Raw genomic sequence first — 14,516 nt, 5'->3', positions numbered from 1 at the left:
TTAATGCCACGCACCCCAACAGAAAACGAACGCATCCGTCGCGCTACCACAGAACAGATTCTTAAAACAGCCATGACTTTGTTCTGTGAGAAGGGCTACTATTCTACGTCAATTGATGATGTTGCCAAGCAAGCTCAGATCTCAAAAGGGCTGCTCTATCACTACTTCAAAGGCAAAGAAGATTTGCTGGCGGCGCTAGTCGATCTCCGAATCAACGATGTTTTAGTGGTGATGAATGCGGCTGTAGCCAAAACAACCCCTGCCGAACAAATTCAGCATATTGTTGAAGGTGCGCTCGAAGATGTCAGCCGTCAACCCGAAGTCTTCCGATTCTATCTAAATTTGTTTACCCAACCGCGTCTCGATCCAGTGGTAGCAAAATATAGCCAGAAGTTGATGGACGAGCAAGCAAGGCAATTTGAAATTCAGACGGAAATGTTTGTCCAGCTTGGAGTCGTAGAACCGCGACAGCGATCGCTTTATTTTTCCTCAACGCTCCAAGGCATTATGCTAATGTTTTCGACCTATCCTAATAGCTTTCCATTAGAAAAACTTAAGGCTGAAGCGATCGCGGAGTTTTGTAATCATGGATAAATAGTCATGGATAAAGTAGAGTTGAGGCGATCGCTACTTCAAAAACGTAAATCATTATCTCAGCAAGAATGGCGCGAAAAAAGCGATCGAATTGTCTCCCATCTGCTCGCTTCACCCTTATTTACCCCAAATAAAACCATCCTGGCTTATTTCAGTTGTCGTCAAGAACCCGATCTAAATTCCTTATTTCACCATAACCATTACAACTGGGGACTTCCTCGCTGTGTCGGCGAAAATTTAGCTTGGCACATCTGGCAACCTGGGGATGAAATTCAAGTTGGCGCGTATGGGATTTGCGAACCCCTCTCCACAGCCCCCACCATATCACCCTCAGCAGTCGATTTCATCCTCGTTCCAGCAGTTGCTTGCGACTATGGCGGCTATCGCTTAGGTTACGGTGGCGGTTACTACGATCGCCTCCTATCTTCTCCTGAGTGGCGATCGAAACCTACCATCGGGATCGTATTTGAATTTGCCTACCTACCCCAACTTCCCACAGATCCTTGGGATATTCCATTACACGCTGTCTGTACTGAAAAAGGACTAAGGTAAGTCAAAAGTCAAAAGTTAAAAGTCAAAAGTCAAAACTATACGTCTTGCTACTTGCCTCTCACCAATTACCAATTACCAATTACCAATTACCCCTCACTACGATATTTAGCCTTTAACAATCTGCCCCAATTCGCATTGTAAGGATGAACTCGAACGGTGGGGCGATCGCCTTGAAAAACTGGGTTGCCTTCATTTACCCATTGAAATATGCTGCCCTCCAGATTGTAAACATTTGTAAATCCTGACAGTTCGAGTTGCTGGGCAATTCTGGCGCTGCGATAGCCTATAGAGCAATATACGACCACAGGTACATCTTTATCCACAGCAATATCCTCTAAGTTAGGATGATGCGGATCGATGCGCTGGGCTTGTGGAAGGTGGCTAACCTGATATTCTGCCTCAGTGCGGGCATCGAGTAAAAGCGGCTGCGGCTGAGTGCGATCGCGCAACCACCCTGCCAACTGTCGAGTCTTCAACCACTTCACAGTCGGAAACTTGCGTTGAATCCAGCGCTTAATAATGTCAAAAACGAGCGATCGCATTATCAGTTATCAGTATCCCCCTCAGCCCCCTTGTCTCCTTTGTCTCCCTTGTCTCCCTTGTCTCTCTTGTCTCCCTTATCTCCCTCATATTGTTTCAAAAAGTTTAAAGTTACTAGAGTCTGGGGTGGTAACTGTTGTAATATTTGGCAACGCGATCGGGAGAACTAATGTTGGATTTACATGTCATGGCGGAGTTTTCGCGCACCCACTGCGTTAGTATCTGTGCCTTTTTGGTTCCAGCTACTTTAATTGCTACTATAGCGACGATGATTTTCACGGCGCTGCGCCACCCTCAAGCGCGGGTTTGGCAAGCAGCAGGAGTCGCTGGCTTTTTTGCCTTTATTATGATCCTGCACGTTGCAACCTGGCTATCGATTGGGGTAGTGATGGCTCCTACGTACATCCTACTGGGACTTGCTAGCACCTGTCTGCTTACCAATTTGGTGATGATTGTGTTACAAAGACGCTTGGCGTTAAATATGTAACCGAAGATGAAATCGTTCTCTGTCGCGTGGGGTTTGGTGCTGCAAGTTGTAGCTTTATGTATCGCTAGCCCTGCGTTGGCTGAGGTTGTAGAGATTACTTTGCTACATCTGAATGATGTTTATGAAATCGCCCCAGTGGACGGGGGAAAACGAGGTGGATTAGCGCGGGTTGCAACTTTGCGACAAGAATTACTCAGCCAAAATCCTCGTACCTACACCGTACTGGCTGGAGACGCTTTTAGCCCCTCGGCTTTGGGGACTGCGAAGGTGAATGGTAAACCTTTGGCTGGTCAACACATGGTAGCGGTGATGAACGCTGTTGGTTTCGACTACGCGACCTTTGGGAACCACGAGTTCGATTTAGTCGAGTCCGAGTTTTTACAACGTTTAAAAGAATCTCAATTTAAGTGGATATCTAGTAATGTCAGGGATAATCGAGGTAAATCTTTTCCTGGCGTAGCAGAATCGCAAATATTAAATGTAAAAAGCGATCGCGGTACAATCATTAGAGTCGGTCTAATTGGATTGACGATAGATAGTAATAAACAAAAGTATGTCAGCTATGCCGAGCCAATTCAAGCAGCGCGGACTCAAGTTGCAGCACTTAAAGGTCAAGTCGATCTTATTATTGCTTTAACTCATTTAAACCTGGCTCAAGACCAGAAACTCGCCGCAGAAGTTCCAGAAATCGATTTGATTTTAGGGGGACACGAACATGAAAATATTCAACAATGGCGGGGAGAAGATTTTACACCTTTATTTAAAGCCGACGCAAATGCGCGTAGCGTCTACATTCACAATTTGCGCTACGATACCGAGACAAAAAAATTAGTTGTAGATTCTCAATTACAGTCAGTTACAGAGACAATTCCTGAAGATCCTCGCGTGGCAAAAATCGTGAATGCATGGATAGAAAAAGCATATCAGGGATTTAGAGCAGAGGGCTTTGCTCCAGAAGAGGCGATCGCAACTACAAATATTGCTTTAGATGGTTTAGAATCTAGCGTCCGCAATCGCGCTACTAATCTGACGGCATTAATCGCTCAAGCCATGCTTCGAGAGGTTTATCAAGCAGATTTAGCTATATTTAATAGTGGGTCAATTCGGATTGACGATTTCATTCCCCCAGGAAGAATTACTCAATACGATATTATTCGAGTTCTCCCATTTGGAGGTAAAGTCTTAGCTGTAGAAATGAAGGGAAGTTTGTTAGAAAAAGTATTAGAACAAGGGCAGGCTAATAGAGGTACGGGTGGTTTTTTACAAACAGCAAATGTGAGTAAAAAAGCTGATATTGGTACTTGGATGGTGAATGGCGAACCCCTTGAAAAAGACAAGAACTACCGCGTAGCAATTAATGATTTTTTGATGAGCGGTCAAGAACAAGGGCTAGAATTTTTGAATTTTAAGCAAAAAGATGTCAAGTTAATTTATCAAATGCGCGATCTCCGTTTCGTGGCGATCGATCGCCTCAAAGATACTTTCGCTGATTCCGTCTTAAAGCGATACAAAAGTCCTTCTTTTTAAAGGGTATCTCAAAGTCCTCCTTTTCAAAGGAGACTTATCGAATCATCTTTAGTGCCAAAAATCACAAATTTCAACAATTACAAATTATGAGTCAGGATCGTCTTCCACAAAACAAGTTAACTCCACCCATTGCTGCAAAAAAGCCGCAGTCGCTGATTTTACATAACGACGAACGAGTAGATAACTACTATTGGCTCAGAGAAAAGGAAAATTCTGAAGTTATTGCTTATCTGGAAGCAGAAAATTCTTATACTCAAACAATGATGCAGCATACGGAAGTTCTGCAAGAAAAACTGTATAAAGAGATGTTGGATCGCATTCAGGAAACCGATCTATCTGTTCCTTATCGCAAAGATGAATATTATTATTATTCTCGTACTGAGGCAGGAAAGGCATATCCGATTTATTGTCGCAAAAAAGGTAGCCTCGATGCTGCTGAAGAAATTCTGCTAGATCAAAATACCCTTGCAGAAGGACACGAGTTTTTCAATATTGGCGTGTTACAAGTCAGTCCCAATCATCAGCTATTAGCTTACTCAGTTGATACCAGTGGTGCTGAAAGATACACAATGTATTTTTTAGATTTAAACACATCACAACTTTACGAGCAAAGCATAGAAGATACTTACTATTCTTTTGCCTGGGGAAACGATAACTGTACAGTTTTTTACACCAAAGTCGATGATGCTAACCGTCCGTTTCAACTTTGGCGACATTCATTAGATGTACCGATCGCTGAAGATATTTTAGTTTATGAAGAAACTGACGAAGCCTTCCATTTATCTGTAGGGAAAACGCGCTCTCAAGCTTATATCCTACTAGAATTAGGTAGCATGATTACCTCGGAAGTGCATTATCTAGCAGCAAATAATCCTACAGGTAATTTTCAGCTCATCCACCCGCGTACAGATGGGATGGAGTATGATATCGAGCATCACAGCGATAATTTTTACATTACAACTAATGACGAGGCAATCAATTTTAAATTGATGAAAGCTCCCGTTAGCTCCCCAACAAAAGAGAATTGGGAAACGGTAATTTCCCATCGAGAAGACGTATTTTTATTGGGCGTGAGTGCTTTTAGCAACCATTTAGTTATTTACGAACGCCAAAGAGGATTGCCAACGGTAAGAGTCCAAAAATTCGCCACGGGGGAGGAATATGAAATGACTTTCCCCGAACCAACTTATGCTGTTTATGAAGGGAATAATCCAGAATTTAATACCAAAACTTTACGCTTCAATTACACTTCTTTAATTACTCCCAATTCCGTGTTCGATTTTGACATGGAGACTCAACAAAGAGAATTGAAAAAAGAAACCCCAGTGCTAGGAGGCTACGATCGCACTCAATATCAAAGTGAATGGCTGATGGCAACAGCGGAAGATAGCGTGCAAGTACCAATTTCAATTGTTTATAAAAAGGGAATCCAAAAAAATGGGGAAAATCCTTTGTTTTTAACTGGATATGGTTCTTACGGTTATTCCTATCCCGCTGCATTTTCTTCTAATCGCTTGTCGCTACTCGATCGCGGTGTAGTATTTGCGATCGCACACATTCGTGGTGGCAGCGAAATGGGTCGAAAATGGTATGAGAATGGTAAGTTTTTGCACAAGAAAAATACATTTACTGATTTTATTGCATGTGCGGAGTATTTGATTTCTCAAGGTTGGACGAATAGCGATCGCTTGTCTATTTCTGGTGGTAGTGCGGGTGGTTTATTAATGGGTGCAGTTGTAAATCTGCGTCCTGATTTATTTAAAGCAGTTATTGCTGACGTGCCGTTTGTCGATGTCGTGACAACTATCCTCGATACTTCTTTACCACTAACTACAATTGAGTGGGATGAATGGGGAAATCCCAACGACAAAGTTTATTACGATTACATCAAATCTTATTCTCCTTATGACAACGTGGAGGCGAAGGAGTATCCAGATTTACTAATTAATGCAGGTTTGAATGATTCTCGCGTGCAATATTGGGAACCAGCGAAATGGACGGCAAAGTTAAGAGAACTCAAAACAGATCGCAATGTTCTCTTACTCAAAACGAATATGGGTGCAGGACATGGAGGTGCGTCTGGGCGTTATGAAAGCTTGAAGGAAACTGCTTTTGATTATGCGTTTTTGTTGGATAGATTAGGGTTGGGTAGTCAAGTTAAACACTTTACGATCGACGGCAAGTGAGTGAAGAGGAAGTACGGATTGTTTTGCAATCCCATAGTGAGGCAACCAACCTGCGTGGAATCGAACGGAAAGCGTGGATTGTCTTACAATTCTTTAGGGACGCACGGCTATGCGCCCCTAAAGATGTATTTAGCAGTTCTCAATGATTTGTAAAGCAGGCTTCTAGCCTGCTCCACGTTCATGAATCAAATAGGATTGCTATTGCACATACGCTATTGCACATACATGGAAACGCTATATTTTCCAGCCTGGAAACTGTTCTGGATATTCTTGAATATATTTCTTAAGATTTTTTGGTCGATAAAGTTTAGTAGGAGGGTTATCTTTGTCAAAGGCGTAATGCCAGCGGTTTTTTACACTTTCATGAAATTGGGCAGATTCTAAATTGGCAACTCCAGTAATTTCGCGCCAATGTCCCCCTGCTAATCTATAAAAGATATCGGGTTCGTTGTTGAATGCAGCCTGATAGTTGTGGTTGATTCCACCTTCAACCGCCATCCGGTCGAACTCCAGCTTTAGACCCAGACCTATAATTCGATCCATCATCCATGCTAAAGCTGCATCTGATAGCCCTGTCTCATTCCAACTACCACCACCAGTACAGCCGTGAGCGCCTGGAAACCATACTTGCTCCAGCGTTTGATCGCCCGCTCTAGAACTTTTTTGCATTGGGGTGACATTAAAGACTCTGCGAATCTCGTCAATTGCTATAGCGTGCAAGGCATTCTGAATAATTGAACTGAGATAGGTATCGTGAAATTTATATTTGCGATTTATTAATCTGCTCAGAACCGGAATTCGATCGGGTACGCCTAACGCTCCAACTGTATCCCAACATCCTAAGAGGGTAATCTTAACCTCGCGCCTACTCTCTCGATCGCCTAGCAGTGGAATTTGAGCGCGATTTAATAATTCTCGCACTTTCTCCTCTTTCTGTTGCAAATCCTGTCGTGTTTTTTCTGAATCAGGATTTTCTGTTGCTTCTTCTAATGAAAGAAAGCTGCGATCGCGATAAATTTGATACGCCCGATCTCGGCATTCTTGATAAAGCCGATCTTGCTGTTGATAAACCTGCTCTGCTTCAGAACTATATGCGCCTTTTTGGGGAATTCTAGGTACTTGGCGGAATTTCTCTTTCTCCTGCAAAGTGAGTTGGCGATCGCGATATATCTGATACATATAAGGTGCTTCGCGGATATTTTGACGCAGGAGTAAACCTCCGGTACAACGAATTAATCCCGCGAGACTGCGTACAGTATAAGCACCTCGACTGAAACCAAATAAGTAAATCTCGTCACCAATCTCATAATTTAGACACAAAAAGCGATAGGCATCCTGAATATTAGTGTCAATACCAATTCCGAAGGCTCCACCCAGAATTCTATCAGCTCTAGCAAGTAGCTTTTCTGCTTGATTTCCCGCTCCGATACCTTCATCGTAGAAGACAAGTTGAGGAATTCCGTTACTGTCTATAGGTTCGATCGCTTGGGCAATTTTAACAACGTTAGTTGGATACGGGCTAGATAAGTTTTGCCAAGTCCCATCGCAGCATACAATTAGCCGTTTCATCATTCTTCGCTGATTTTAAGTCTAGATATTGTAATTTAGGGTTCTTCCAGTGGAACTATGCTGCCCAAGAGGAAAATTCCGCGCAGCATACTAAACTCGAAACAGCCGATTTAGCAGGCTAGGCGAAGGCGCTTGTGCGGGAGATTTTTCAACTTGAGCGAGAAATGTAACTTCCCCGCGCGCAGTTTTGCGAACAAAATAGGTAATGCCTCGATAGATTGCTTGATAGGTTACTGGTCGTGCAGATTCTACAGGTTGGGCGTTAGGATCGAGCCGATAGGTCACGCCACGGTAACTGAGGTTATAAGCTGCTCCAGGTTCGCGAACTTGCTGAAATGGGCGATTGTCAGCTTGAGAAGGATGGCGATCGTATGTTGTACCGCGATAGGTCAGTTTCATGTTTCGTCTCCTGAATGTATGGTTTTTGATTGAATTGCTAGTTTTGTTGAGCGGCGAGGTTTTCCTCGTTCGTTAGCTTTAATTTATCGGCAAGGAGCGAGCGATCGCATCGAATAAATGTCACGTCAAATCCATTACATCTGTCATATTCGACTTTCTTAAACTAAAGAACTGCGATCGCATTTCTTACTGTTAGCAATATAGAGATACATCTTCACCGCACTCATCTACTAGGTAAGTTAGAGCTTTGAAGCGAAGCGCAACAACTTGTTCGTATAGAGGGTTGAGCTTGCACAGAGGAGATCGCTTTGCTCAACGGAGGAAACCCCCGCACGCAAGTGACCGTGTGAAATGTGAAACAAAGTCAAGAACAAAATTAAATAGATAGACATAAAAAAGAGTAAACCAACTCGATTTACTCTTTTTAGCCTCGCAATGAAATTGAGCAGCTATAACTCAATTATCGTTAACTTGCCATCAAAACTTGCTATTGTTTCATCTGTTGACATCGTTTACCTCTCTTCTATTATTTCCTATCCTTTGCTTCGAGTGCTATATCTATCTGAAGTGTACTCCGGCATCAGGCTATTGAATACAACAATATCAGTCCTGTCTATCTTGGCGTGTATTGGACTTCGGTTATACCCTTTTCAAGGGGAATTTAGGGAGAGATATTTATCCCAAAATAGCAGCAACAGCGGCTTCACCCGTCTCAATTGCTCCTTCCATATATCCCTGCCAATCAGCTATATGTTCCCCTGCAAAGTGAACGTGCTTAAACTTTCTTTGCAAAATAGGACGAACATTAAACCACTGATTTTTACCGTAAAAAGCATAGCTTCCTCTTGCAAATTCATCATTTCCCCAATAATGATTGATCTGCTTTAAAGCATACTGTTCTGTATCGCCAAAAATTGGTTTTAACGCACTTTCAACTAACGCATTTCTCCCCGCATTGGATTGCCTAGCAAAAATATCAGCTTTATCACCAATCGTATAAGAGACTAATGCACCTTTGGTAGAAACTTGATTTTTAGTAGCGTGGTAGAAGTAATGAGCGGGTCCATCAGTGATCAGATCGAAGCTTTCATCCTGCCAAAATCTACGATTATACAAAGTGGCATATTTATTGATTCGACTATATTGTAATGCGTCGATCGCCTCTAATTTATCTGCTGGTAAAACTGGATTCCAGCGAATATCTTTCATTACCGTTGTCGGCAAAGTACAAATAACTTTATCAGCAGCGAGTTTGTCTCCATTAGCACAAGTAATTATTACCGATCGCCCCGTTTGTTCAATTGCTACAACTTGACGATTGAGTAGAATCTTATCTCGTCCAATTTTTTCGGCTAAAGTTTTGGCTAGCTTACTATTACCTCCTTTAATTTTATAGTCCATATGATAGGTTTCTTGCGATTCAACATATTCATCTAAAGCAAGAAAAGCAGAAGCAAAACGAATACTTTCACCAAAATCTGTACTTTTAATTAATTCGATGAAGTCTAAGTCTTTATCTTTAATACCGTTGTCAACTAAATAACGCCACAAGTCAATCTTATCCAATTTCATCTTATTGGCTTCACTTAGATTTGAGTAAGCCTGTAGCAAATTATCTAATTTATTATTGCAAGCATCGGAAAAATCCCATTCATTTTGACGAAAATATTTACCTTGATATAACAAATGGGTATTGAACTGATTATTGTGCAATTCCAATCCTAATTCTTGACAAAGAGAAATGACTCGCTGATGAGAAGCACCAATCCACTCTGCACCCAGTTCCACTGCTAAATTTTCATTTTCATCAATTGTCTGAGAATAAACGCGCCCGCCCAGGCGAGAACGTGCTTCTAAAACAGTTAAATCGATACCTTTCTGAGATAAAAGGTATCCTGCTGCGAGTCCTGATAACCCAGCACCAATAATGATAACTTTTGGTTTGTAATTAATTGGAAAGAAACTAAAAACTTTGGCGGCTGCTACAGCTTGAATTGGAGTAATAATTGCTTGTTCGATGAAGTTTCTGCGGGTCAGCATAACTTTTCATCTTATGGTAAATGGTAATTGGTCAGTCATTTATCAGTAGCTTGTAGGGCATCGCCAAATACAAACTAAAACTGATTGAGACACCAGAAATAGTCGTGTGGGCAGCGCCCACTACGAACCAAAACTGATTCAAACGCCAGATATTTTCAGGCTTAACTCAAGTCCGAAAAATAGGCGCAAAAAATATTTATGTCTGTGCAGATTTCACCATATAGCAATCCTATGTGATTCATGAACGGAGCAGGCTGGAAGCCTGCCGCAGGCTGGAAGCCTACTTTACAAATCATTTAGAACTGCTATATAAGAATATGGCACTACTAAACCCTTATAACTGCGATCGTCTTCCAAAAGAAAACTAGCAGTTATCAGAAGAGAAGCTGAGATCGACGAGAAAAGATTTAAAACCTACGTTCAGTGCCAGCTATAACTTTAGACAGAAATACTCTAAATTTATTCGCTGCGATCGCGGCAACTGAAGCAACAGCTACTATCGTCACTAGTTATCAGTCACTAATGACTAATGACCAATTATAGCCATCAGAGTAAATCCTATAAAGCGTTTCAGAAAAAATAGCTATATATCAGGTATTCCTGCTTGATAATACATAAAACTTGCCTTGTTTTTGTGCTTTGCAGCTAAAGGCTAGGAAATTCGCGCAATTTTTAGATAACCTGCCAATAATGACTCAGTTTACCTTTAGCTTGTTTTGTCGCTTTCAGTTCTTAAGTCATAATATTTTCTTGCGATTAGCAATAATAACAGTATAGCATTTAGCCGGTTTAGTCAACACTAAACCACTCGTAAAAATAGAAAATTGCTACGAGGGCTAGCGCTCAAACTAAGTTACAGCAGTACTTTCAACTGAATAAACTACTTTTTTTTCCTAGTAAAAATATCAGTAAACATCATTAAGTAACCGCCAATTAGGATTGCGATCGCAATGCCACCAGTAATCAGATCTAATGTTTGAGTGTTTTCCATGAATTTTTATGGGTATTTTGTAGAGGCTTAGCACTTAACGTCTCTACAATTAAAAATCAACGCCGCTTTTGAGTTCTACTCCACTATTAGCATAGTGCTTGTGACAGTATACCTCGGAGTGAACTTCAGCCAAGTCGAAATAAGCGGGGGGATTGTGACAGCGCCCAGTGATGATAATCTCCGTGTCGCGGGGCTTGCGCAGTAGCGCTTGCATAATTGGCTCAATTGGCAACAATTCTAAATCTACAGTCGGGTTCAGCTCGTCGAGGATAATAGTTTTGTACAAACCAGAAGCGATCGCCACTCTAGCAATTTCCCAACCCCGTTCGGCTTCTACATAGTCGAGTTCTTGCTGTTGTCCGCGCCAGACGATCGCATCGCGTCCGCAGCGCTGATGGTCAACCAAATTCGGATAAGTTTGTTGTAAAGCCGCGATCGCGGCATCCTCAGTGTAACCGCTACCACCTTTGAGCCACTGCATAATCAGAACGCGGTGGGAATTATCCTGACTAATTCCTCTGCCAATCGCTTGCAGTGCCTTACCAAGGGCGCTGGTAGACTTACCTTTACCCGCCCCCGTATAGATTTCAATTCCAGCAATTCCCTGCATCTCAGCTGTAGGGTGATGGTGCGGGCGCATTTCTGAATGTAAATCGGCAATATCGAGCAGTTTTTGGGGCGCGCCGCGTCCGGTGGCGATAATTTCGATTTCTTCCAGCTTGGAGGAGAGAACGCTGACAACTTCATCCACGGGTAGCAAACCTAAATCTAATACCGGATTGAGTTCGTCTAAAACAATCACGGAATACAAACCAGAAGCGATCGCCCCTTTAGCAATATCCCAACCCCGCTGTGCCTCTAGGCGATCGAAACGAGTAATTTCATCGGGACCAAAAAATTCGGCTCGTCCCGTCCGTACTTGATCGATTAAATGAGGAAAACCTTGTTGTAGAGCCTTAATTGCTCCATCTTCATCGTAAGCCCGTCCTGGTCCTTTGAGAAACCGCAGCAGCAAGACGCGGGTATCGTTGCGGCTGTGAATTCCCAAGCCAATCGAGCGCAAAACCACGCCTAAAGCTGCTTGAGACTTACCTTTGCCCGCGCCATCGTACACGTGAATCTGACCGACAACCCGCTGCGATCGCACCTGCGCCGTTTTTATTCCGATACCGTTCCTACTCACAGTCGTCCCCTCTTGGCGTGCCGTCTTAGATTGTAATTGTAACTGAAGCTTCTATCCTCTGGGCATTAGCAATTACAACAGTTAAAACAGAATTGGTCGTTGGTCATTGGTCATTGGTCATTGATTAGAGGCTCTTCGTTCCGTGATAACTGATAACTGATAACTGACTTATGAATCCAACTAGGGTGTTTACAATTGGCTCGAATGTGTTTCGGGAAGTGGTGCGCGATCGCATTCTTTATATCATCGCTCTATATGCTTTGCTCTTGAGCGGGGCGGTAATGCTGATTCCTCAGATTGCAGGGGGGGCTGAGGATAAAATTATTCTGGATTTCGGTTTGGCGGCGATGAATGTTTTGGGTTTAATTGTCGCGGTGTTTGTCGGTACGGGATTGGTGAATAAAGAGATTGAAAAACGTACCGTGTTAGTTTTAATTGCTAAACCTATCAGTCATAGCGAGTTTATTACAGGTAAGCATTTAGGACTGGCAGCTGTTTTAGGTGCTTTGCTAATAGCCATGACAGCTATTTTTCTCGCTTTGCTACAATTAAATCAACTAGCTTATCCGTTAGGCAGCATACTTTTAGCAGTTGTTTATTTATTTTTGCAGTTATCTTTAATCACTGCGATCGCACTAGTTTTAGGAGTATTTACCAGTACAGTACTGGCTACCTTACTCTGTTTTGGCGTTTATTTAATGGGAAATTTGAGTCAAGATTTATTAGAATTTGGACGCTTGAGCAAAAATCCCGCGATCGAACAATTAGTGAGAAATTTATATCTTGTGTTACCCGATCTATCGCGACTAGATTTAAAAAATCAAGCTGTTTATGGTTTTTCTGCCTTACCCGATGCGATGACGCTGATAACTAATGCTATCTATGGTGTGGTTTATACAGTATTAATGTTGGCGATCGCCATTATTGTTTTCTCTCGTCGCGAGTTTTAGAAGAAAACGGCTTGCCAATCATTGTTAGCCACTAGCATTAATTCTACCTGTTATGGCAAAGATCCGATCCCCCCTAGCCCCCCTTAAAAAGGGGGGAAATAATGCTTTCCTTAAGGAGGAAGGAAACAATGATTTTCTTAATGAGAGAGGAAACAATTCTTTCCTTAATAATTAGGGAAACAATGCCCCCCTTGAAAAGGGGGGTTGGGGGGATCTTCTGCGGCGTAGTCATAAAAAATTGGTCAAACAACTTTCACTTTTAAACTTGTGTTTGAAGTCTTCTCCATGCAAGCCAAAGTTTAGAAGATTTACGACGCTGTTTAAGCTGCTCGAAAGCAAGAGCAATGCCATTCCAAGCTAACTTGCGATTCATTTCAGCATCATACGGTAGCGAACGTACTGGCGTGCCATCTTCTCTAGGTGCATAATTAGAAAGCCACGTATACTTATCGCTCAATCCCCAAGTAATTGCGCCCAAAACTGCTGGTTCCTCCAAGACTACCGAGAGAAACTGTTTGTAAACTTCGGCAACCATGCGATCGCGTACTTTAATATCTGTCGGCATTCCTGCATCTCCAACATCCATTTCAGTGATAACGATCTTTAAACCCAAACTAGCAACATCACGCAAAAAAGTTTTCAGTTTTTTGGGGCTAAAATTATCTAATTTACCTATATGAGATTGTAAACCTAAACCGTGTATGGGAGTATCTTTAGATTTCCATCTTTCCAACCATTTTAATACCGCTGCTCGCCTTTCGTCGTGATAGGGAATATCGTATTCCAAAGCATTGTCATTGTATAGCAACAAAGCTTGCGGATCTGCGGCAGCAGCAGCACGAAATGCCATCTCAATGTAATCGGGTCCTAAAAATTCTAACCACGGCGTTTTTCTTAATCCATCCGGTCGTTTATCGGAAGTTAAGATTGCTTCGTTCACTACAGACCAAAAATGAATCTTTTTAGCATAGCGTGTCACAACTTTGTTAATATGTTGAAGTAGTATCTGTTCGGCATTTTGCTTATTCAGCTTTTCTTCCAACCACTGAGGCATATATTCATGCCATACTAAATGAGTAGCACCAACTAACATTTTGTGTTGGCGAGCGTAATCAATTAGCCAATCACCTTTAGTAAAGGCAAAAGTGTCTGCATCTGGACGAAGCGCACCCCATAACAAATCTTCTTCTGCCATTAAAATGGCACAATCTTGGCGAAATTTCGTATTGAGTGCTGCATCGTTGGTTAGTTTATGGTATCCCGTTGCTGCGCCAAAAAGAAATCTTTTGGCTGCTGCTCGATCGCGTAAACTTGCATTGCCAACAACCATGAAATCTTGCGTTCCACTTTCTACTGCTTCAACCTGTTGGCTTAAATTTTCAAGTTTCAGCAGTGGTGATACGCTTACACCTGCAAAGGTACTTAACCCTAGAGCAATTGCTAGCCGTCTTGTGATTTGCCGATGATTCATTGGTTTTACCGAAAAAAACTAGGTTGG

Annotated in this window: 12 protein-coding genes and 1 pseudogene; 6 read left to right on the top strand and 7 right to left on the bottom strand. The window is 42.2% G+C overall.

All coding sequences use genetic code 11. The features are described from left to right. Positions 1–3 precede the first annotated feature (3 nt). Positions 4–594, top strand: coding sequence for a TetR/AcrR family transcriptional regulator (locus CHRO_RS11770; RefSeq protein ID WP_015154436.1), 591 nt, complete (start codon positions 4–6; stop codon positions 592–594). 6 nt (positions 595–600) lie between these two features. Then, on the top strand, positions 601–1,146 hold the full coding sequence (locus CHRO_RS11765; RefSeq protein WP_015154435.1) for a 5-formyltetrahydrofolate cyclo-ligase: 546 nt from the start codon (positions 601–603) through the stop codon (positions 1,144–1,146). Between the two features lie 86 nt (positions 1,147–1,232). Here the strand turns inward: CHRO_RS11765 and CHRO_RS11760 are convergent, their stop codons facing one another. Beyond that, positions 1,233–1,688: a rhodanese-like domain-containing protein gene (locus tag CHRO_RS11760; RefSeq protein ID WP_015154434.1), complete on the bottom strand. Its 456-nt coding sequence runs from the start codon at positions 1,686–1,688 to the stop codon at positions 1,233–1,235. Between the two features lie 167 nt (positions 1,689–1,855). On the opposite strand from CHRO_RS11760, the gene CHRO_RS11755 reads away from it, so the two are divergent. The 3 genes from CHRO_RS11755 (at position 1,856) to CHRO_RS11745 (ending at position 5,886) form a co-directional block, all read left to right on the top strand. After that, positions 1,856–2,173 carry a hypothetical protein gene (locus CHRO_RS11755; protein ID WP_015154433.1) on the top strand — a complete coding sequence of 106 codons (318 nt, stop codon included), beginning with the start codon at positions 1,856–1,858 and terminating at the stop codon, positions 2,171–2,173. Between the two features lie 6 nt (positions 2,174–2,179). Then, complete coding sequence (locus tag CHRO_RS11750; protein ID WP_015154432.1) at positions 2,180–3,700, top strand: bifunctional metallophosphatase/5'-nucleotidase; 1,521 nt, start codon at positions 2,180–2,182, stop codon at positions 3,698–3,700. Between the two features lie 86 nt (positions 3,701–3,786). Continuing rightward, positions 3,787–5,886: a S9 family peptidase gene (locus tag CHRO_RS11745; RefSeq protein WP_015154431.1), complete on the top strand. Its 2,100-nt coding sequence runs from the start codon at positions 3,787–3,789 to the stop codon at positions 5,884–5,886. Positions 5,887–6,120: 234 nt separating this feature from the next. On the opposite strand, the gene CHRO_RS29610 is transcribed toward CHRO_RS11745, so the two are convergent. The 5 genes and pseudogenes from CHRO_RS29610 to CHRO_RS11720 form a co-directional block, all read right to left on the bottom strand. After that, the gene (locus CHRO_RS29610) at positions 6,121–7,455 is read right to left on the bottom strand and encodes a phospholipase effector Tle1 domain-containing protein (protein ID WP_051033222.1); all 1,335 of its coding nucleotides are present in this window, start codon (positions 7,453–7,455) and stop codon (positions 6,121–6,123) included. Between the two features lie 90 nt (positions 7,456–7,545). Then, positions 7,546–7,854 (bottom strand): DUF4278 domain-containing protein, encoded by a 309-nt coding sequence (locus CHRO_RS11730; RefSeq protein ID WP_015154429.1) that lies wholly within the window; start codon positions 7,852–7,854, stop codon positions 7,546–7,548. A 192-nt stretch (positions 7,855–8,046) separates the two neighbouring features. Next, positions 8,047–8,154 (bottom strand): annotated as a pseudogene (locus CHRO_RS30465) (Mo-dependent nitrogenase C-terminal domain-containing protein); the annotation flags it as partial. A 375-nt stretch (positions 8,155–8,529) separates the two neighbouring features. Then, positions 8,530–9,894 (bottom strand): flavin monoamine oxidase family protein, encoded by a 1,365-nt coding sequence (locus CHRO_RS11725; RefSeq protein ID WP_015154428.1) that lies wholly within the window; start codon positions 9,892–9,894, stop codon positions 8,530–8,532. Positions 9,895–10,934: 1,040 nt separating this feature from the next. Beyond that, on the bottom strand, positions 10,935–12,068 hold the full coding sequence (locus tag CHRO_RS11720) for a cob(I)yrinic acid a,c-diamide adenosyltransferase (RefSeq protein ID WP_015154426.1): 1,134 nt from the start codon (positions 12,066–12,068) through the stop codon (positions 10,935–10,937). Positions 12,069–12,238: 170 nt separating this feature from the next. On the opposite strand from CHRO_RS11720, the gene CHRO_RS11715 reads away from it, so the two are divergent. Beyond that, positions 12,239–13,018 carry an ABC transporter permease gene (locus CHRO_RS11715; RefSeq protein ID WP_015154425.1) on the top strand — a complete coding sequence of 260 codons (780 nt, stop codon included), beginning with the start codon at positions 12,239–12,241 and terminating at the stop codon, positions 13,016–13,018. Between the two features lie 259 nt (positions 13,019–13,277). Here CHRO_RS11715 and CHRO_RS11710 read toward each other — a convergent pair whose 3' ends face one another. Next, on the bottom strand, positions 13,278–14,489 hold the full coding sequence (locus tag CHRO_RS11710; protein ID WP_015154424.1) for an endo-1,4-beta-xylanase: 1,212 nt from the start codon (positions 14,487–14,489) through the stop codon (positions 13,278–13,280). Positions 14,490–14,516 lie beyond the last annotated feature (27 nt).

The organism is Chroococcidiopsis thermalis PCC 7203, from assembly GCF_000317125.1.
Lineage (GTDB): Bacteria > Cyanobacteriota > Cyanobacteriia > Cyanobacteriales > Chroococcidiopsidaceae > Chroococcidiopsis > Chroococcidiopsis thermalis.
Note: the sequence above shows the minus strand (reverse complement) of the source record. Positions and strands in the feature narration are given on the sequence as shown.